Source organism: Cellulomonas chengniuliangii, from assembly GCF_024508335.1.
Taxonomy (GTDB): Bacteria; Actinomycetota; Actinomycetes; order Actinomycetales; family Cellulomonadaceae; genus Cellulomonas_A; species Cellulomonas_A chengniuliangii.
The window spans coordinates 2,731,048-2,750,696 of sequence record NZ_CP101988.1 but is presented as its reverse complement, the minus strand read 5'-3'; the positions used below and the strand labels follow the sequence as shown (position 1 = coordinate 2,750,696).

17 protein-coding genes and 2 rRNA genes are annotated in these 19,649 nt (G+C 70.2%); 12 read left to right on the top strand and 7 right to left on the bottom strand.

What is annotated here, in order from left to right:
* Positions 1-386: 386 nt before the first annotated feature.
* Both NP064_RS12745 and rrf read left to right on the top strand, forming a co-directional pair.
* Positions 387-3,497: ribosomal RNA gene (locus NP064_RS12745) — 23S ribosomal RNA — on the top strand.
* 78 nt (positions 3,498-3,575) lie between these two features.
* Positions 3,576-3,692, top strand: a 5S ribosomal RNA gene (gene rrf / locus NP064_RS12740).
* Positions 3,693-3,898: 206 nt separating this feature from the next.
* Here the strand turns inward: rrf and NP064_RS12735 are convergent.
* From NP064_RS12735 to NP064_RS12725, 3 genes are all read right to left on the bottom strand, one after another.
* Entirely contained in the window at positions 3,899-4,303 is a 405-nt protein-coding gene (locus tag NP064_RS12735) for a VOC family protein (protein ID WP_227570634.1), read from the bottom strand.
* A gap of 48 nt (positions 4,304-4,351) precedes the next feature.
* Positions 4,352-5,146 carry an IclR family transcriptional regulator gene (locus NP064_RS12730; RefSeq protein ID WP_227570635.1) on the bottom strand — a complete coding sequence of 265 codons (795 nt, stop codon included), beginning with the start codon at positions 5,144-5,146 and terminating at the stop codon, positions 4,352-4,354.
* Between the two features lie 71 nt (positions 5,147-5,217).
* The gene (locus NP064_RS12725; RefSeq protein ID WP_227570636.1) at positions 5,218-6,279 is read right to left on the bottom strand and encodes a D-2-hydroxyacid dehydrogenase; all 1,062 of its coding nucleotides are present in this window, start codon (positions 6,277-6,279) and stop codon (positions 5,218-5,220) included.
* A gap of 112 nt (positions 6,280-6,391) precedes the next feature.
* Here NP064_RS12725 and NP064_RS12720 point away from each other — a divergent pair, with 112 nt between their 5' ends.
* The 8 genes from NP064_RS12720 (at position 6,392) to NP064_RS12685 (ending at position 16,432) form a co-directional block, all read left to right on the top strand.
* Positions 6,392-7,288, top strand: coding sequence for an NAD(P)-dependent oxidoreductase (locus tag NP064_RS12720; RefSeq protein ID WP_227570637.1), 897 nt, complete (start codon positions 6,392-6,394; stop codon positions 7,286-7,288).
* 89 nt (positions 7,289-7,377) lie between these two features.
* A complete protein-coding gene (locus NP064_RS12715) occupies positions 7,378-8,268 on the top strand; it encodes a universal stress protein (RefSeq protein ID WP_227570638.1) in 891 nt (296 codons plus the stop codon).
* Positions 8,269-8,519: 251 nt separating this feature from the next.
* Positions 8,520-9,749 (top strand): ROK family transcriptional regulator, encoded by a 1,230-nt coding sequence (locus tag NP064_RS12710; RefSeq protein WP_227570639.1) that lies wholly within the window; start codon positions 8,520-8,522, stop codon positions 9,747-9,749.
* A complete protein-coding gene (locus NP064_RS12705; protein WP_227570640.1) occupies positions 9,746-10,711 on the top strand; it encodes a carbohydrate ABC transporter permease in 966 nt (321 codons plus the stop codon). The genes NP064_RS12710 and NP064_RS12705 overlap by 4 nt, the downstream gene beginning before the upstream one ends.
* A complete protein-coding gene (locus NP064_RS12700) occupies positions 10,704-11,534 on the top strand; it encodes a carbohydrate ABC transporter permease (protein ID WP_227570641.1) in 831 nt (276 codons plus the stop codon). The genes NP064_RS12705 and NP064_RS12700 overlap by 8 nt, the downstream gene beginning before the upstream one ends.
* Before the next feature lie 53 nt (positions 11,535-11,587).
* Positions 11,588-12,868 carry an ABC transporter substrate-binding protein gene (locus tag NP064_RS12695; RefSeq protein WP_227570642.1) on the top strand — a complete coding sequence of 427 codons (1,281 nt, stop codon included), beginning with the start codon at positions 11,588-11,590 and terminating at the stop codon, positions 12,866-12,868.
* Between the two features lie 94 nt (positions 12,869-12,962).
* On the top strand, positions 12,963-14,132 hold the full coding sequence (locus NP064_RS12690; protein ID WP_227570643.1) for a glycoside hydrolase family 15 protein: 1,170 nt from the start codon (positions 12,963-12,965) through the stop codon (positions 14,130-14,132).
* Complete coding sequence (locus NP064_RS12685; RefSeq protein ID WP_227570644.1) at positions 14,129-16,432, top strand: glycoside hydrolase family 31 protein; 2,304 nt, start codon at positions 14,129-14,131, stop codon at positions 16,430-16,432. The genes NP064_RS12690 and NP064_RS12685 overlap by 4 nt, the downstream gene beginning before the upstream one ends.
* Before the next feature lie 38 nt (positions 16,433-16,470).
* Here the strand turns inward: NP064_RS12685 and NP064_RS12680 are convergent, their stop codons facing one another.
* From NP064_RS12680 to NP064_RS12665, 4 genes are read right to left on the bottom strand one after another with little or no spacing between them, the layout of a single operon-like run.
* Positions 16,471-16,860 carry a VOC family protein gene (locus NP064_RS12680; RefSeq protein WP_227570645.1) on the bottom strand — a complete coding sequence of 130 codons (390 nt, stop codon included), beginning with the start codon at positions 16,858-16,860 and terminating at the stop codon, positions 16,471-16,473.
* Positions 16,861-16,908: 48 nt separating this feature from the next.
* A complete protein-coding gene (locus NP064_RS12675; RefSeq protein WP_227570646.1) occupies positions 16,909-17,085 on the bottom strand; it encodes a hypothetical protein in 177 nt (58 codons plus the stop codon).
* Between the two features lies 1 nt (position 17,086).
* A complete protein-coding gene (locus NP064_RS12670; RefSeq protein WP_227570647.1) occupies positions 17,087-17,647 on the bottom strand; it encodes an HAAS signaling domain-containing protein in 561 nt (186 codons plus the stop codon).
* Positions 17,647-17,988 carry a PadR family transcriptional regulator gene (locus NP064_RS12665; protein ID WP_227570648.1) on the bottom strand — a complete coding sequence of 114 codons (342 nt, stop codon included), beginning with the start codon at positions 17,986-17,988 and terminating at the stop codon, positions 17,647-17,649. Before NP064_RS12665 ends, NP064_RS12670 begins: the two co-directional genes overlap by 1 nt.
* A gap of 137 nt (positions 17,989-18,125) precedes the next feature.
* Here NP064_RS12665 and NP064_RS12660 point away from each other — a divergent pair, with 137 nt between their 5' ends.
* Both NP064_RS12660 and eda read left to right on the top strand, forming a co-directional pair.
* Positions 18,126-18,785 (top strand): hypothetical protein, encoded by a 660-nt coding sequence (locus tag NP064_RS12660; protein ID WP_227570649.1) that lies wholly within the window; start codon positions 18,126-18,128, stop codon positions 18,783-18,785.
* Positions 18,786-18,998: 213 nt separating this feature from the next.
* Entirely contained in the window at positions 18,999-19,625 is a 627-nt protein-coding gene (gene eda, locus NP064_RS12655; RefSeq protein WP_227570760.1) for a bifunctional 4-hydroxy-2-oxoglutarate aldolase/2-dehydro-3-deoxy-phosphogluconate aldolase, read from the top strand.
* The last annotated feature ends 24 nt before the right edge of the window (positions 19,626-19,649 follow it).

Below are 19,649 nucleotides of genomic sequence, written 5' to 3'. Positions count from 1 at the left end.
CTGGCCAGGTCTCTTCGGGGGCCGGGTCCAGGCCCATGTCCCTGGCCGAACGAGCCGGGGGTGGAGCTCAAGGGTGGAACATCGACTATGGCCGGCCTCGCGCTGGCCTCCTTCTAGTACGTCTCGGGTTCGCCCGGGTCTGGAACACGAGGGGGTCTGATCGGGTCGGCTGGGCACGCTGTTGGGTCCTGAGGGAACAGCCGGAAGGTTGTTGTCTCGGGTTGCCCCGCTGGCTCGTCTTCGGATGGGTTGCGGTGGGGTGGCTGGATACGGGTCCGTGTGATCGGTCGAACCGCCCAGTTCTGGGTAGGCGCCGGTGTCAGCGCGGGGATCGTTCGTAGCTTGAGAACTGCACAGTGGACGCGAGCATCTTTGTAGAATTTTGTGGTCAAGTTTTTAAGGGCACAGGGTGGATGCCTTGGCACTAGGAGCCGATGAAGGACGTAGTAGCCTGCGATAAGCCTCGGGGAGTTGGCAAACGAACCGTGATCCGAGGATCTCCGAATGGGGAAACCCCGCTGGAGTCATGTCCAGTGACCCGCACCTGAATATATAGGGTGTGTGGAGGGAACGTCGGGAAGTGAAACATCTCAGTACCGACAGGAAGAGATATTCCGTGAGTAGTGGCGAGCGAAAGCGGATCAGGCCAAACCGTATGCGTGTGATAGCCGGCAGGCGTTGCGTGTGCGGGGTTGTGGGACCTTTCAGCTGGTTCTGCCGAATCAGCAGGGAGTCAGAAAGCCGCGTTATAGTCGAAGGGCATTGAAAGGCCCGGCACAGAGGGTGTGACCCCCGTAGACGAAATGACGTGGCCTCCCGAGGGGGATCCCAAGTAGCACGGGGCCCGAGAAATCCCGTGTGAATCCGGCAAGACCACTTGCTAAGCCTAAATACTACCTAGTGACCGATAGCGGACAAGTACCGTGAGGGAAAGGTGAAAAGTACCCCGGGAGGGGAGTGAAATAGTACCTGAAACCGTGTGCCTACAATCCGTTGGAGCCTCCCTAGCAGGGGTGACAGCGTGCCTTTTGAAGAATGAGCCTGCGAGTTAGTGGTACGTGGCGAGGTTAACCCGTGTGGGGAAGCCGTAGCGAAAGCGAGTCCGAATAGGGCGATACAGTCGCGTGCTCTAGACCCGAAGCGAAGTGATCTAGCCATGGGCAGGTTGAAGCGCGGGTAAGACCGCGTGGAGGACCGAACCCACTTGGGTTGAAAACCGAGGGGATGACCTGTGGTTAGGGGTGAAAGGCCAATCAAACTTCGTGATAGCTGGTTCTCCCCGAAATGCATTTAGGTGCAGCGTCACGTGTTTCTTACCGGAGGTAGAGCTACTGGATAGCCGATGGGCCCCACAAGGTTACTGACGTTAGCCAAACTCCGAATGCCGGTAAGTGAGAGCGTGGCAGTGAGACTGCGGGGGATAAGCTCCGTAGTCGAGAGGGAAACAGCCCAGACCACCAGCTAAGGCCCCCAAGCGTATGCTAAGTGGGAAAGGATGTGGAGTTGCACAGACAACCAGGAGGTTGGCTTAGAAGCAGCCACCCTTGAAAGAGTGCGTAATAGCTCACTGGTCAAGTGATTCCGCGCCGACAATGTAGCGGGGCTCAAGCATACCGCCGAAGCTGTGGCATTCACACAATAGCTTAGCCTTCGTGGTTCAGGCGTGTGGATGGGTAGGGGAGCGTCGTGTGGCGAGTGAAGTCGCGGGGTGACCCAGCGGTGGACGCCACACGAGTGAGAATGCAGGCATGAGTAGCGAAAGACGGGTGAGAAACCCGTCCGCCGAATGACCAAGGGTTCCAGGGCCAGGCTAATCCGCCCTGGGTAAGTCGGGACCTAAGGCGAGGCCGACAGGCGTAGTCGATGGACAACGGGTTGATATTCCCGTACCGGCGAAGAACCGCCCATACCGACCCCGGTGATGCTAAGCGCCCGAAGCCGTCCATCGTCCCTTCGGGGACACCGGGCGGGGGAGCGCGCGACCCGAGCCGGCAGTAGGTAAGCGCATTAACAGGGGTGACGCAGGAAGGTAGCCCAGCGTGGCGATGGTAGTCCACGTCCAAGGTTGTAGGGCGAGAGGTAGGCAAATCCGCCTCTCACATAGCCTGAGAACTGATGGTGACCGCGAATGCGGGATGATTGGGTGATCCTATGCTGCCAAGAAAAGCCTCGGCGCGAGGTTCTAGCCGCCCGTACCCTAAACCGACTCAGGTGGTCAGGTAGAGAATACTAAGGCGATCGAGAGAATCGTGGTTAAGGAACTCGGCAAAATGCCCCCGTAACTTCGGGAGAAGGGGGGCCCGAAGCGTGATCCCACTTGCTGGGGGAGCGTGGACGGCCGCAGAGACCAGGGGAAAGCGACTGTTTACTAAAAACACAGGTCCGTGCGAAGTCGCAAGACGATGTATACGGACTGACGCCTGCCCGGTGCTGGAAGGTTAAGAGGACGGGTCAGCCGCAAGGCGAAGCTCAGAATTTAAGCCCCAGTAAACGGCGGTGGTAACTATAACCATCCTAAGGTAGCGAAATTCCTTGTCGGGTAAGTTCCGACCTGCACGAATGGCGTAACGACTTTCCCGCTGTCTCAACCGCGAACTCGGCGAAATTGCACTACGAGTAAAGATGCTCGTTACGCGCAGCAGGACGGAAAGACCCCGGGACCTTTACTATAGCTTGGTATTGGTGTTCGGTGCGGCTTGTGTAGGATAGGTGGGAGACTGTGAAGCCGGCACGCCAGTGTCGGTGGAGTCAACGTTGAAATACCACTCTGGTCGCTCTGGATATCTAACCTCGGTCCGTCATCCGGACCAGGGACAGTGCCTGGTGGGTAGTTTAACTGGGGCGGTTGCCTCCTAAAATGTAACGGAGGCGCTCAAAGGTTCCCTCAGCCTGGTTGGCAATCAGGTGTCGAGTGCAAGTGCACAAGGGAGCTTGACTGTGAGACTGACAGGTCGAGCAGGGACGAAAGTCGGAACTAGTGATCCGGCGGTGGCTTGTGGAAGCGCCGTCGCTCAACGGATAAAAGGTACCCCGGGGATAACAGGCTGATCTTGCCCAAGAGTCCATATCGACGGCATGGTTTGGCACCTCGATGTCGGCTCGTCGCATCCTGGGGCTGGAGTAGGTCCCAAGGGTTGGGCTGTTCGCCCATTAAAGCGGTACGCGAGCTGGGTTTAGAACGTCGTGAGACAGTTCGGTCCCTATCCGCTGCGCGCGCAGGAAACTTGAGAAGGGCTGTCCCTAGTACGAGAGGACCGGGACGGACGAACCTCTGGTGTGCCAGTTGTTCCGCCAGGAGCACGGCTGGTTGGCTACGTTCGGAAGGGATAACCGCTGAAAGCATCTAAGCGGGAAGCCTGCTTCAAGATGAGGTTTCCATGGGGACTAGTGCCCCGAGAGGCTCCCAGCTAGACCACTGGGTAGATAGGCCGGATGTGGAAGGCAGGACGAAAGACTGCTGGAGCTGACCGGTACTAATAAGCCGATGACTTCACCACACTACATTGCTACGCGTCCACTGTGCGGTTCCCGAGATACGAACGGGAATCATCCCGAGATTCATATCTCCATAGAGTTACGGCGGTCATAGCGAAGGGGAAACGCCCGGTCCCATTCCGAACCCGGAAGCTAAGCCCTTCAGCGCCGATGGTACTGCACTCGCCAGGGTGTGGGAGAGTAGGTCGCCGCCGGAACATCATTCAGAAAGAGCCATCCCCTATGGGGATGGCTCTTTCTGTTTTACCCACATGACACGCTGTTTTGCCCACATGACATGCCCCCGCGTCCCCGATCCCGGGGGCCCGCACGGCAGCGTCTCGGGGCGCGGGACGCCATGCGCCGCGCGCCCCGGAACGATCCTCTGTGAGGGCATTACCGCAGGTCAACGGCCTGCTCGACGTCAGGCGTCGGGGCTTGCCGCTGGCGAGGCGATCTGCACGAGGTTCCCGCAGGTGTCGTCGAGGACAGCGACCGTCACCGGTCCCGTGGTCGTCGGCTTCTGCATGAAGCGGACCCCGAGTTCGCGCAGGCGCTCGTATTCCGCGTCCACAGAGTCGACGGCAAAAGAGGTCACCGGAATGCGGTCACGGTAGAGCGCCCGCCGGTATGGTTGCACAGCCTTGTGCGCTGCGGGCTCGAGTACGAGCTCGGGGCCGGCCGGGTCGTCGGCGGAGACGAGCGTGATCCATGCGTACGCCCCCACCGGGACGTGCTGCTTCAGCTGGAAGCCCAGGACGTCCGTGTAGAAGGCCAGTGCCTTCTCCTGATTGTCGACATAGATGCTCGAGAGCTGGATCCGGGGCATGGCTTCCTTCGGGAGGCGAGTAGTTGACCCGCCGAGCCTAAGACGTCGTCAGCTGGACGATGCGGGGCCGGTGCGCAGCTGCGGCGCGGTGAGGGCGGCGCGCGCGTCGAGCAGCGCTGCCACGACGTGCTCCCGATCCGTGTCAGAAGGCGTGGTCATGAGGGAGACGCCGATTGCCAGCTGCTGGTCCGCGGACGTGCGGGGCGGGATCGCCACCGCGATCCCCACGATCCCCGGGTGGGTCTCGCCATCATCCAGCGCGTAACCGCGGGCCCGGGTGGCCTCGAGCTTGGCAGTGAGACGGTCTACCGTCGCGACCGAGCGGTCGGTCCATCGGGGGAGCGCCGCAGGGTCGGCGAAACGTCGTCTGACCTCGTCCATGTCGAGGTCGGCAAGCAGGGCGCACCCGACTGCGGTGATGGCGGCCGGGAACCTGTCCCCGATCGACGCGGAAAGGCGCAACGGCGCCCGTCCCTCGTGCCGGGCCAGGTACAGGACGTCCGTGCCGTCGAGCATGGCGATCTGGAGCAGCTCGTTCTGGAGGGCTGGCGCCTCGGCGCAGACGCGGTAGAACTCCCTGACGACGTCGAACTCGCGCACGAAGGCGCCGCCGAGCCGCACGGTGGCGCGGCCGAGCGCGTACCCCTGCTCGGTCTTCCGCACGAGGTCCGCTTGTTCGAGCGCGAGGCAGAGGTTCAGCGTCGAGGACTTCGCGACGCCGAGCGCACGGGCGATGTCGGCCAGCCCCACCGGCTGTCCGCGTTCCGCCAGGAGGATGAGGATCGCGGCGGCGCGGGTGACAGCCGGAGCAGGGCTGCGCCCGGAGTCGGATGTCGGGGCCATGCCATCTCCCATCGGTGCTGCGTCGGAGGCGCCGTGGGGCACGCGGTCTCGTGGCGCCTGGGACCGCACGGTCAGTAGAAGTCGACCGTGTTCATCCGGTTGGCGAGTTCCTCGCCGTTGAGCAGTCGCGTGGCGTTCGCTGCGAACAGCTCGGCGATGCGGCGGTCCTCCTGGTTGCTGAGGGCGGCGGTGTGAGGCGAGATGAGCACGTTCTCGAAGCCCCACAGCGGGTCGTCCGCGGGGAGAGGCTCGACCGCCACCACGTCGAGGCCCGCGAACCCGACACGGCCGTCGCGCAGCGCTTCGACGAGGGCGTCCTGGTCGACGACGTCGCCCCGGCCGACGTTCGCGAAAATGACCCCTGGCCTCACCTGCGCGAGTACGTCCTTACTGATCAGGTGGCGCGTGCGGTCGGTGCCGGGCAGGGTGCTCACGATGGCGTCGGCGCGCCCGACGACCTCGGCCAGGCGGTCGACTCCGACGACCTCCTCAACGCCGTCGACGGCTCGCACGGTGCGGTTCACCCCAATGACCCGCGCGCCAGTGGCCGCGAAGAGCCGCGCGGTGGCGCGTCCGATGTTGCCCAGGCCGACCACGAGCACAGTCATCTCGGAGAGGTGGCGCATGGTCCAGCGGCTGCTCCACGTCCGCGCCTGCTGCTGCGCCTGGAGCCGGGGCAGCGACTTGGCGCCGGCCAGCACGGCGAAGAGGGCGAACTCTGCGAGGGTGCTGCTGTGCGGTCCCGCGGATGTCGAGATGGCGACACGCTCGAGCTCGTCGGGTGTGAGATCCGCCGCCTTGACCTGGGCTCCGCCACCGGCGGCCATTGTGTGCACCCACCGCAGCCGCGGGTTGGCGCGCACGGTGCGGCGCAGGGCTGCGGGGTCGGTGTCGGGGATGCCGTACAGGGCCTCCGCACTGTCGACCAGTGCCTCGAACCGGGCCTGGTCAGCTGCCGAGCGGGTGAAGCCGGGGTCGCCCGAGTGGTCGCCGGGGAACCGCATCGGGGGGAGCAGGGCCTGGTCGCACACGACGTCGAGCCGCGGCTCGAGCCGGGACAGCAGTGCGCAGTGCTCGTCGGTGAGCGGGGTGGCGACGACGACGCGGAGACGGTCGGGGGAAGTGCTGCTCATGCCACGACCGTACAGGTGAGTGAACAGCGTTTGCTAGGTTGACCGTAATGGCGTCCGCGCGGTGTGGCCGCCTGCACGCGTTCGCGCGCACGCTGCTCACATGGAGGTGGGGATGGCCGACATCGGGTTCATCGGACTGGGCGTGATGGGCAGGCCGATGGCCGGCCATGTCCTGGACGGCGTCGCGTCGGAGGGCCGCGGGCTCGTGCTCCTCGACAGCGGCCGCGGCAACGCGGACGCCCTCATCGAGCGCGGCGCCACCGGTGTGAGCACGGCGCGGGCGGTGGCCGAGGCCTGCGACCTGATCCTCGTGATGCTGCCCGACCTCCCGCAGCTGCGCGGCCTCCTCGACGGCCCCGACGGGCTCGTCGCCGGGCTGCGGCGGCCGACGGTCCTCGTCATCTGCTCCACCGTCTCGCCGGACGGGGTCCGCGAGCTCGACGCTGAGCTGGCCGCGCGGACGGACCTGCTGCGGCTCGTCGACGCCCCGGTGTCCGGCGGTGAGATCGGCGCCGTCGCCGGCACGATGTCGATCATGGTCGGGGGGCCACGGGGCCTGGTCGACCAGGTGATGCCCGTGCTGAGCCTGATGGGGACGCCCGTGCATCTTGGCCCGCTGGGGGCGGGGCAGGTCGCGAAGGCGTGCAACCAGCTCATCTGCGCGGCCCAGCTGGTGGCGATCGCGGAGGCCGCCGTCGTCGCCGAGCGCGCGGGGCTCGACGTCGGCAGGCTGCTCACGCTGCTCCAGGGCGGCTACGCGGCCAGCACGATCCTCGCCGACAAGGCGACGCGTTTCGCCGAGAAGGACTACAGGGTCTCCGGGGCGGCCAAGTTCATGGTCAAGGACCTTGCGGCCTACCGGGCGGAGGCGGACCGCACGACGACGCGCACCGTGATCGCCGATCGGCTGCACGAGGCGTTCTCCGACCTCACGGCGCTCGGCATGGGCGACCAGGACACCTCGGTGGTCCAGGCGTACATCTCGGGCCTCACCGGGGAGGGCCGCTAGCCCACCCGGGGGCCGGCCGGCGCCGGGCGGCGCCGCGATGTCGGGTGCAGCATGGAGAGCCAGACCGGCTGAGGCTCGAGGAGGTCATGGTGGCTGCTCCGATCGTCGTCGGGTATGACGCCTCCGAGCAATCGGCGGTGGCGGTGCGGTGGGCGGCGGCAGAGGCCGCCCGTGCGGGCAGCGACGTGCTGGTGGTCCATGTGTGGGGCTTCGCCGACAGGCCGGGCGGAGGCGCCGGGAGCTCTCCGCTGGGGCAGGCAGTGCTCGCTGGGGTCCAGGCCGTGGCCGACGAGGGCGCCGAGATCGTCCGGGATGCCGACGCGTCGGTGGCGGTGAGCGCGGCCATCGGCCACGGCTCGCCGGCCCAAGCGCTGGTGGACCGCGCGCACGGGGCGCGGATGCTCGTGCTGGGGCGGCACGGCACCGGGTGGTTCAGCGAGGCCCTGACCGGATCGGTCGCCACGGGCGCTGTGCAGCGCGCGACCTGCCCGGTCGTCGTGGTGCCCGCCGACTCGGCCGAGAGGTCGACGACGGGCGTTGTCGTGGTGGGCATCGACGGGTCGGCTGGCGCCGACACCGCGCTGCTCGCGGCCGTGAACGAGGCGGTGCTGCGCGGCTCGACGCTGCGGGTCGTGACGTCGTGGACCCGGGCCGAGGCATCGGCGACCCTCAGCTATTGGGCCGTGGCCTACCCGGGGATCACGCCGGACGAGATGGCGCTCGCCCACGCCGAGCGCGTGCAGGCGGCAGCCCGGGTGCTCCTCGCCGAACGCGAGCTGCCGATCGAGGTCGCGTGGGAGGTGACGGAGGGCCCGGCGGCGCATGTCCTGACGCAGGCCTCCGCTGCAGCGGACCTGGTCGTGGTCGGCGCACGGGGGCGGGGCGGGCTGGCCGGCCTGCTGCTCGGGTCCGTGAGCCGGGGCGTCGTCCGCCGGTCGCGCTGCCCCGTGCTCGTGACGCGCGCCGACGTCACCGCCTGACCGCGGGCGGCCCGCGCCTGCGGACGTGACTGCGCAGCCTCCGCCACGGCCGCTTTGACCGGCAGGGCCGGCGTCCGCCTGGCGCGCGGTTCGCCATGCCTGCGGGGCGTGGCGGGCCGGACGTCGTCGCGCGCTTGGGGGAGCGAGCGGCATGGCGCGCGGCTCCTGGCAGGGCCGCGACCTGCGGAGTTGACGACCACTGTGGCGCTAGTTAGTGTTGCACTAAATTTAGTGGTGAACAAAGGAGTTCGATGTCACCCGCAACCCGCCCGTCTGCCCGTGGTGACCTGGTCCCGTCGGCGATCCTCGGGCTGCTCGGCACGCGCGGGCCCACGTCCCGCGCCGACGTCGCCCGGGCGCTCGACGTCAGCCCGGCCCTCGTGACGCAGCTGACCAAGGACCTCATCGCCCGCGGGCTCGTCACCGAGCTCGAGCACGCGCCCTCGCAGGGCGGGCGCCCGGCGAGGCTCCTCGGCCTGGTCCGGTCCGCCGGCGGGGCGATCGGCGCCAAGGTCACCGCCGACCACGTCGCCCTCGTCGACGTGGACCTCGACGGCACCGTGCGCAGCCAGTCCACGCAGCGCTTCGACCCGGACGCGCCGGACGCGCTCGACGCGCTCGGCCACATCCTCGGCACCGCGGTCGACGACCACTCGGGACCGTTGCTCGGCATCGGCGTCGGGATCCCGGGGTCTGTCGACTCCCAGGCCTCCGGCATCGTCGACGCCCCGACCCTCGGCTGGTCCGACGCGCACGTCGGCGCGGTGCTGCGCAGCACGCTCGGCGTGCCCGTCCTGGTGGAGAACGACGTCAACACCCTCGCGGTCGCCGAGCGGCTGTACGGCACCGGCCGCGACCACGGCTCCTACCTGGTCGTGACCATCGGGCGCGGCATCGGGTGCGGCATCGTCGTCGACGGCGCCGTCTACCGTGGCGCGTCGGGTGGCGCGGGCGAGATCGGGCACATCCCCATCACCACGGACGGCCCGCTCTGCGGGTGCGGGTCGCGAGGCTGCCTCGAGGCCCACATCGGCGAGGACGCCCTGGTGCGGGCAGCTCTCGAGCAGGGCGTGGTCGGCCCCCGAGGAACCGCCGCCGGTCTGCGCCAGGCCGCCGAGCGCGGCGACGCCGCCGCCCTGGAGATCTACCGGGAGGCCGGCGCACGGCTCGGCAGGGCCCTCGCGGGCGTCGTGCACACCATCGACCCCGAGGTGATCGTGCTGCTCGGGGAGGGCATCGACGCGTGGCGGCACTGGGAGCCCGGCTTCGAGCCGTCCTTCCGCGGGCACCTCATGCCCGCGCGTCGCGGCATCCCGTTCGTGATCGAGCCCTGGGCCGAGGACAAGTGGGCGCTCGGCGCCGCCTCCCTCGTCCTGGCGAGCCCGTTCGACGCCGCGGGCGCCACCGGTGACCAGGGACGGCTCGTGCGCGAGCGCCTCCACGCCGGGGCGGACGACCAGCACGCGGAGCCGGTCCGATGAGCGCGCCGACCGCGCCGTCGATCGCCGGCGCCCCCGCCGCGACCGCCGGCAGGGCAGCCACCCGCGCCCGCCGCGGACCCGCGTCGCGCCGCCGTGGGCTGAAGCGCGTCGGGTGGGTGCTGCTGTTCCTGCTGCCGAGCGCGATCCCCCTCATCGCCTTCGTCCTGGTCCCGATGGTGGGATCGGCCTGGGTGAGCCTGCACCGCTGGAACCTCATCTCCGGCATGGAGTGGGTCGGGCTCGACAACTACGCCAAGCTCTTGGGCGACCCGACGACCCGGAAGGTCTTCGGGAACACCCTGATGTACATCGCCGGGTACCTGCCGCTCGTGTACGTGGGCGGCCTGGGACTCGCGCTGCTGCTGAACCAGGCGTTCCGCGGCCGGTCCTTCTTCCGCGCCGCCTACTTCCTTCCCGTGGTCACGAGCTGGGTCGTCGTGGCGCTGGTCTGGCAGTGGCTGCTCAACCCGGGCAACGGCCTGGTCAACCAGGTGCTGGGCGCCATCGGCCTCCCGGAGCCGGGCTGGTGGACGGACCCGACGTGGGCTCTGCCCTCGGTCATCCTCGCCTCCGCATGGAAGGACCTCGGCTTCGTCATGGTCATCCTGCTGGCCGGCCTGCAGGCGATCCCGGGCGACGTGATGGAGGCGGCGCGGATGGACGGCGCCAACGCCTGGCAGCGGTTCCGGTCGATCACGCTCCCGTTGCTGTCCCCCTCGACGTTCTTCGTCGTGGTGATCTCGCTCGTCAACGGCTTCCAGGTGTTCGACCAGGTGTACGTGATGACCGGGGGAGGCCCATCGGGCGCGAGCCAGGTGGTCGTCGGCCAGATCTACGACCTGACGTTCCGCTACGGGCGCGCAGGCGAGGCGTCTGCGCTGTCCTGGCTCCTCTTCGCCCTGATCCTCGGGGTCACGGCATTCCAGCTGCACGGCCAGAAGCGGTGGGTGAACCATGCCTGACATCACAACCACGCGGCTCGCGCGCCGCGGCCTCCTCTACCTCGTCGTCGCCCTCGGCGCCGTCGCCATGCTGTTCCCCTTCCTCTGGACGGTGATCACCTCGATCACGCCCGGCGGGACGCTCTCCTCGGGGCCGAGCCTGGTCGTCGAGGACCCCACCCTGGACGCGTACCGGGAGCTGTTCGGCGTCATGCCGGTGTGGCGCATCGTGGGCAACTCGTTCGGGATCGCCGTCGCCACGACACTGCTCCAGCTCGTCACCTCGTCGATGGCCGCGTACGCGTTCGCCCGGCTGCCGTTCCGGGGCCGCAACGTCGTGTTCGCCGTCTACCTCGCGACGCTGATGATCCCGTTGCAGGTGCTCGTCGTGCCGCTGTTCATCGAGATGACACGGCTGCAGCTCAACGACACCTACTTCGCGCTGCTGGCTCCCACGATCGCCTCCGCGTTCGGGGTGTTCCTGCTGAAGCAGGCCATGGAGGGCGTGCCGCGCGAGCTCGACGAGGCCGCCACCATCGACGGGGCGGGCCACCTGCGCATCTTCACCACGATCATGCTGCCGCTCGTGCGCCCCTCGCTCGCGACCCTCGCGGTGTTCGCGTTCATGTCGAGCTGGAACAGCTTCCTGTGGCCGCTGGTGGTCATCAGGTCGCCCGAGCTCATGACCCTCCCGCTCGGGCTTGCGACCCTCCGCGGGCAGTTCACCACCGAGTGGGACGTGGTCATGGCCGGGTCGGTCGTCTCCATCATCCCGATCGCGCTGCTCTACATCGTGGCGCAGCGCCACATCATCGCGGGCATGGCCCACACCGGGCTCAAGTAGCCGCCACCTCCCCGGCTCGGCACCGTCGCCGACCGCCACGAAAGGACGAACAGATGTTCCGAACCACGATGCGCCCCGGCCGCCGGGCCGCCCTCGGCGCGAGCGCCGCCCTGGCGCTCACGCTCACGGCCTGCTCCCAGGGGTCGGCCACGGCGCCCCAGGCGCCCGCCGGGGACGGCGACCGCCCGGTGACGATCACGTACATGAACTTCTCGGCCAACGGTGGCCACGAGGGGGACCTGGACGCCATCGTCACGGCGTTCGAGGAAGCCAACCCTGACATCGACGTGCAGGTCGAGACCCTCCCGTACGCCGACTACTTCACGAAGCTGCTGACCTCGGTGGCCGGCGGCACGGTGTCCGACACCTTCGAGCTGAACTACGAGAACTTCGTGACGTACGCGGCCAACGGGGCGCTCGCGGAGCTGACGATCGAGAACGCCGACGCGTACACGCCGTCGCTGCTCGAGTCGTTCTCCCACGACGGCGCCCAGCTGGGCCTGCCGGCCTCGTTCTCGAACGTCGTGCTGTTCTACAACACGGACCTCTTCGACGCGGCGGGCCTCGAGCACCCCACGGCTGACTGGACCTGGGCCGACGAGCAGGCCGCGGCCGAGAAGCTCACCGACCGGTCGGCGGGCGTCTGGGGCGACTACCAGCCGATCTCCTTCCACGAGTTCTACAAGGCGCTGGCCCAGGCCGGTGGCGAGTTCTTCGACGCCGAGCAGACCGCCGCGACCTTCGCGAGCCCCGAGGGCATCGAGGCGGCGACGTGGCTCGTCGGCAAGTCGGGCACGACGATGCCCACGGAGGCGGACGGCGCGGGCACCGCTGACTTCGACACCGACCTGTTCAAGGCGGGCAAGCTCGGCATGTGGCACAGCGGCATCTGGATGTTCGGCGGACTCGCCGAGGTCGAGGGCCTCGGCTGGGACATCGCCGTTGAGCCGGGCAGCGCCGAGAAGGCGTCGGCGCTGTTCGCGAACGGCGTCGTCGTGTCCGCGAAGTCGGCGCACCCCGAGGAGGCCACGCGCTGGCTCGAGTTCCTCACCGCGTCCAGCACGACCGTGGAGACGCGACTGGCCACGTCGTGGGAGCTGCCGCCGGTGGCCGACCAGTCGATGCTGGACAGCTACCTCGAGGTCACCCCGCCGGCCAACCGGGCCGCGGTGTTCGACTCGCTCGACGCTGTCGTGCTGCCGCCCGTGATCGAGTCCCAGCAGGAGATGCAGGACATCGTCGGCGAGGAGCTGGCCAACGCCGCGGCCGGCCGCAAGACCGTCGAGCAGGCACTGACCGACGCGCAGACCCGGGTCACCGCCCTCCTGGGCTGACCTGCACCGGGTGGGCCCGGCCGTCAGCCGGGCCCACCCGCTCGCGCGCATCGCGCGCGGATCCCCGCACCGCACCTGACCAGGACTGTGAGACATGACCCACCCCTTCCCGGAGACCTCCACGCCCGACCGGGAGCGCCTCGTCGCGCTCGCGCGCCGCAGCCACGCCGTCATCGCCGGACACCAGGACCCCGCGGGCGCCTACCCGGCCTCGCCCACGTTCTCGGCCTACCGCGGGTACGCGTGGCTGCGTGACGGGTCGTTCACGGCGGAGGGCATGTCCCGGTACGGCGACGTCGGGTCGGTCGACCGCTTCCACGACTGGGTCACCCGCGTCCTGGCCGCCCGGACGGGCCAGGTCGCCGGGCTCGTCGCCGCGGCGGAGGCAGGCGAGGACCTGCCGCTCGACCTGATGCTGCCGACACGGTTCACGTTCGACGGCTCTGACGGCTCCGACCCGTGGTGGGACTTCCAGACCGACGGGTACGGCATGTGGCTGTGGGCCGTGGTGACGCACGCTCAGCGGCACGGCCTGGCGCTCGACCGCTGGCTGTCGGGCATCGAGGTGGCGGTCGACTACCTCGCGGCCTTCTGGGACCGCCCGTGCTACGACTGGTGGGAGGAGCACGTCGAGCAGCGCCACGTCTCCACCCTCGGCGCGATCCACGGCGGACTCCAGGCCATCGCCCAGGCCGGGGTCCTCGACGCGACTCGCGCGCGGCGTGCGCTCGACGTCGCCGAGCAGGCCCGCCAGCTCGTCCTGGCCGAGGGGACGACCACCGGCCGCGCGGGCGACCCCGCGGCGCCGCACCTCGCCAAGTGGCTCGGCTCGTCAGCCGTCGACGCCTCCCTGGCCGCGTGCGTGGTCCCCTTCGGGCTGGTGGACCCCGCGAGCCCGATCGCGGCCGCGACGCTCGACGCGGTGGCCCGCGACCTCGACGTCGACGGCGGCGTGCACCGCTTCCGCGCCGACGTGTTCTACGGCGGTGGGCAGTGGCTGCTCCTGGCCAGCCTGCTCGGCTGGAACCGTGCCGCCGCGGGCGACCGCCCGGCCGCCCTGCGCCACCTCGTGTGGGCCGCCGACCACGCCGTGGATGACGGCGAGATGCCCGAGCAGGTCCCGGACCACCTGCTGGCGCCCGAGCACCGCGACGAGTGGCTCGACCGCTGGGGCACTGTCGCGACCCCGCTGCTGTGGTCCCACGGCATGTACCTGATCCTGGCCGACGAGCTCGGCCTGCTCCCGGAGGACGACGCGCGATGACCCCCACCACCACGAGCCTCCCGGCTCTCACCCACCGTCCCCACGGCATCGAGCACCCCTACGCGACATCAGCGGACCAGCGCGTGCCGGTGACGCCCGAGGCGGGCCAGAGCGTCCGCCTCGGCGTGGTCGCGCGTCCCGACGTCACGGCCGTGACCTGCGAGTGGCAGGACCTGTCCACGGGCGCGACCATGCTGCTCACGCTGGCCCCGGCGACTGCCTCGGCCGCGGACGCCGCGGCTCTCGCGGGCGGCGACGGGCACCTCGCCGCGGCCCAGGCCGCGCAGCTCGAGGCCGATGGCGGCTGGTCGGTGGACACCCCCGCCCTCGTCGCCGGGACGCGCTACCGCTACCGGTTCCTGGCCGAGGCGACCGGCGCCGAGGGCGAGGGCACGCCTCGGGTGGAGCCGCCGACCCCCTGGTTCGACGTCTCGGCCGCGGAGTGGTCGCAGGAGGGCGGCGACCTGGTGCTCGCCGGCGCCGAGGGCTCCCGGTCACGGCTCGTGCCCGGGAGCGTGGAGTGGCTGCGCGACGCGGACGGGGTGCGGCGGGTGCGGTTCGCGCTGCGGCTCGATCCCCACGAGCACGTGGTCGGGTTCGGGGAGCGGTACGACGCCGTCGACCAGCGCGGCTCGGCACTCGACGCCGTCGTGTTCGAGCAGTACAAGTCGCAGGCCGCGCACGGCCGCACCTACCTGCCGATGCCCTTCGCGCACGTCGTCGGGGGCGCTGGGTGGGGCTTCCACGTCCGCACCGCGCGGCGCACCTGGTACGACGTCGGCGCCTCGCAGCCCGACCTGCTGGTGGTCGAGGCGGCGTTGGGCGGGGCCCCGCACGAGCGGCTCGAGGTGGCCCTCTACGACGGGGCGCCCGACGAGGTGCTGCGGGCCTTCGGCGACGAGGTCGGGCGCGCCGAGGAGCTGCCGGCGTGGGTGTTCCGGCTGTGGGCCTCGGGCAACGAGTGGAACACCCAGCGCCTCGTGATGGAGCGCATGGACAGCCACCAGGAGCTCGACATCCCCGTGGGCGCCGTCGTGATCGAGGCGTGGAGCGACGAGGAGGGCATCACGATCTTCCGCGACGCCCGCTACGAGGTCACGCCCGACGGCGCCCCGCACGGCGCCGACGACTTCACCTACCCGCCCGAGGGGGCGTGGCCCGACCCGCGGGCGATGATCGACGAGCTGCACGCGCGGGGCATCAAGGTGATCCTCTGGCAGATCCCGCTGCAGAAGACCGAGCACGACCTGGGCCCCGACGTGCCCCAGGACAGCCAGGTGCTCGCCGACGGGCGTGCCATGGTCGCGTCGGGCCACGCCGTGCGGGAGGCCGACGGCTCGGCCTACCACAACCGCGGCTGGTGGTTCCCGCAGGCGCTCATGGCCGACCTGTCCACGCAGGAAGGCCGGGACTGGTGGACCGCGAAGCGGCGCTACCTGGTGGCCGACCTCGACGTCGACGGGTTCAAGACCGACGGCGGCGAGCACGCCTGGGGCCACGACCTGCGCTACGCCGACGGGCGCCGCGGCGACGAGGGCAACAACCTCTACCCGGTGCACTACGCGCGGGCGTTCGGCGACCTGCTCCGCGCGCACGGCAAGGCGCCCGTGACGTTCTCACGCGCCGGCTTCACCGGGTCGCAGGCCCACGGCCTGTTCTGGGCGGGCGACGAGGACTCCACCTGGGAGGCGTTCCGGCACTCGGTGACGGCGGGAATCACGGCCTCCGCCTGCGGCATCGTGTACTGGGGCTGGGACCTGGCCGGGTTCTCCGGCCCCGTGCCCGATGGCGAGCTCTACGTGCGCGCGGCGGCTGCCGCGACGTTCATGCCGGTGATGCAGTACCACTCGGAGTTCAACCACCACCGGCTGCCGCTGCGCGACCGCACCCCGTGGTTCGTGGCGGAGACCCACGACGATCCCGCGGTGGTCGACGAGTTCCGCCGGTACGCCCACCTGCGGGAGCGGCTCGTGCCGTACCTGGCCGAGCAGGCGGCCCGCACCATCGCGAGCGACCGCCCGCTCATGCGCGGGCTGTTCTTCGACTGGCCCGACGACTCGGCGGTGTGGGACTGGCCGGGCCAGTTCCTGCTGGGCGACGACCTGCTCGTGCATCCGGTGACCGAGCCCGGGGCGAGCACGTGGACGACGTACCTGCCGGCAGGCGACTGGGTGGACGCCTGGTCGGGCGAGGCGCTCGCGGGCGGGACCACCGTCGAGCGGCCGACGCCTCGCGACATCGTCCCGGTGTACTGCCGCGCCGAGCGCTGGGCCGCGCTGGCGCCCGTCTTCGAGGGCTGACCAGGCCACGGGGCGCCGCGCGAGCGGCGCCCCGAGGATCAGCGGGCCAGCTCGGCCAGGATGATGGCGTTGCCCCACGGGTCGCGGATGTGGGCGTAGCGCCCGTCGTCGTCGACCAGCGGGCCGTGGTCGGGGTGGACGCCGGCGCGTGCCATCCGGGCGAGGTCGGCGTCGAGGGTGTCGGTGTACAGCACCAGCAGCGGGTACCCCGCGGTTTGGTTGCCGGCGCGGGCGCGCGCCTCGTTGGAGGTGGCTGCGAACAGCCACAGCCCGGGGTCGTGCAGACCGCCAGGCCCCACGTGGACGTAGCGGAAGCCGGGGGAGGGCTGCTGGTCGTAGAGCGTCGTGAAGCCGAACGCGGTGGCGTAGAACTCCTGGGCCCGGTCGAGGTCGTCGACGAGCACTGTGTATCTGCCGATGGTCACCATGCACGAAAAATGGTGCTTCGCGCGGTCTGGCGTCAAGCGCGCGGCAGGTCAGCGCGCGTGCGCCCCGGGGGAGGCCGGTGGCGGGGAGGCGACGCGCATCGCCAGGGCGAGGACAGCCTGTGAGCTGAGTGGTCGCCGCTGCGCCCGTCGGCGGAGCAGCACCATGCGGCGCAGCTCGCGTTCGGTGGGCGTGGCGGTGGTGTCGTCGACGTCGTCGTCGGTCATGTCATCCACCTCCTGGGGAGACGACCTCGACCGGGGTGTCGATCGAGGGGAGTTCGGCTCGCACGTTCAGCAGGGTCGCGGCGGCGAGCGCGGTCAGCAGGATCGCGAGGGCGCAGAGCGCGACGGCGGCGCGCAGCAGGCTGGTGGGCCCGGGGGCGCGGCGGACGCCGATCAGCGCGGCGATGCCGGCGGCGAGGGCGAGGGCCACCGCGGCGACGGGCGCGGTCGGGATGAGGGCGATGGCCAGGGCGCCGAGCCCGAGCAGCACGGGACCCGACCAGCGGGGCCAGCGGTCGTCGGGGGAGGCGCCGGGCGTGGGCTCGGGGAAGGCAATCAGTGCGGGGGCGCCGGCGTCGGCCTCGCGGGCGATGCGCTCCACAGGGCCGAGCCGCTGGAGCACCTCGTGCACGTCGGCCGCTGTGGGCTGGTCGCCGAGGGACGCGTCGACGTGCTCGCGGATGGAGGCCACGACGTCCGCCCGCTCGGCGGGGTCGATGCCCGCCAGGGCGCGGTCGAGGTCGTCGAGGTACGACTCGACGAGCGACAAGTGCTGCCCGGGCATCAGCTGGCCTTTCCGAGCACGGCGTCCACGCCGTCGCTGAACGGGGTCCAGATCGCGGCGAAGGTGCGGACCGCCGCGCGTCCCTCGTCGGTGAGGGAGTAGTAGCGGCGTGGGGGGCCGCTGCGGGACTCCTGCCAGCTGGTCTCCACCCACCCCTGCTTGCGGAGCCGCGCGAGCAGCGGGTAGAGCGTGCCCTCACTGGTGAAGAGGGTCTCGTGGCGGCCGAGCTCGGTCGCGATCTCGAGCCCGTAGGCGGGCCCGGACCGCAGGTACGCGAGGACGCAGAACTCGAGCACACCCTTGCGCATCTGGGTGAGCACGCCTTCCGCGGTCGGTTCCATGCGGCGCACGCTAGCAGTAGCGTGCGCCGCAAGGTAGTGCGCATCGCCAGGTTCCCTGGTTGGCTCACCTCGGGAGCAAGGGGGCCTCCTCGCGTGGTCGGCCCCGCACGCCCCGTCCGACCACGAAGGGGAGACACATGCGCAGGTTCCGCACCGCCACCGTCGCCACGATCGCCGCCGCCGGGCTCGTCCTCGCGGCAGCGCCCAGCATGGCCGCCGGGAGCGGCGCCGACGCGGGCGGCGGCGCCACGTCGGTCGTCGTCGGCGCCGACGCGCTCAGCCCAGAGCTCGAGTCGTACCTCGCCACGCTGAGCGACGCGGACCGCGACGCGTTCATCGCCAGCAGCCTGCCGGCGGAGGTGGTGCTCACCCAGGGCGCGCAGCAGCCGCTCGACGCGGCAGCGCGCCGCAGCCTGAGCGCCGCGTCCGCGTCGGGCCGGACCGTGGGCATCCTGGCGACGGGGTGCTGGACCGCCCGACAGAACGGCAGCGCCCGGTCCGGCCTCGGCAACACGCTGTACACCTACTACACGGTGGGCGGCTGGTGCTCATCCGGCTCGACGGTCACCAGCGCGTGGCTCGCCGACGCGGGCGGCGAGACGTCCACCCCCGGCTGGAGCTACCAGGGCCGGATCAACAGCGGGTCCGGTGTGGTCTCCAACACCGGCAGGGCCTACTCGCAGCACCGGTTCACGCTCAGCGCCGGCGGCGCCACCGTGCAGTCGCCCACCCCGTGCGTGCGGGTGACCGGGACATCGAGCGGCTCCGCCTCCGGCTCCTCGAGCTGCGGGATCTGACCCCGCCGAACGAGCGACGTCGGGCCCTCGAGGATCACTCCCCGCGGGCCCGACGTCGTCTGTGCGGGTGTGGCGCGGCCCTCGAGATGCGCAAGCTCCGCTGACCCGGCGGCTCGACACGGCTGGTCCTCTCGGTGACGGGTTGAGGTCCGCGAGATCAGTGTGCGATGCTGTTTCGCGCAGCGCAGCGGGCGTTGCGCCTAGCGAAACGGAATCACCGTGGATACCCTCGCCGCACTGAGCGAAGCTCGTCTCGTCCCCGTCGTCGTCCTCGACGACGCCGCCCATGCCGACGCCCTCGCCGGCGCCCTCGTCGCCGGCGGCCTCCCCGTCGCCGAGGTCACGTTCCGCACGGCCGCCGCCGCCGACTCGATCCGCGCCATGGCAGACCGGGGCGACATCCTCGTCGGCGCCGGCACCGTGCTGACCGCGGCCCAGGTCGACCAGGCCGTCGCCGCTGGCGCCTCCTACGTCGTCTCCCCGGGCCTGAGCCGCGCCGTCGTCGAGCGCTGCCACGAACTGGGCGTGCTCGCGCTGCCCGGCGCCGTCACCGCCACGGAGATCCAGGCCGCCCTCGAGCTGGGCCTGACGACCGTGAAGTTCTTCCCGGCGGGAACCTCCGGCGGCGCCCCGGCCATCGCCGCGCTCGCCGCCCCGTTCGGGCAGGTCAGCTTCGTGCCCACCGGCGGCATCGGCCCCAAGAACCTGCAGGACTACCTCAGCATCCCCGCCGTCGCAGCCGTCGGCGGCTCGTGGATGGTCCCTCGCGACCGCGTCGCCGCTGGCGACTTCGCCGGCATCACGCAGCTCACGGCCGACGCCGTCGCGCTGACCCGCTGACCACCCTGACCCGCCACACGAAGG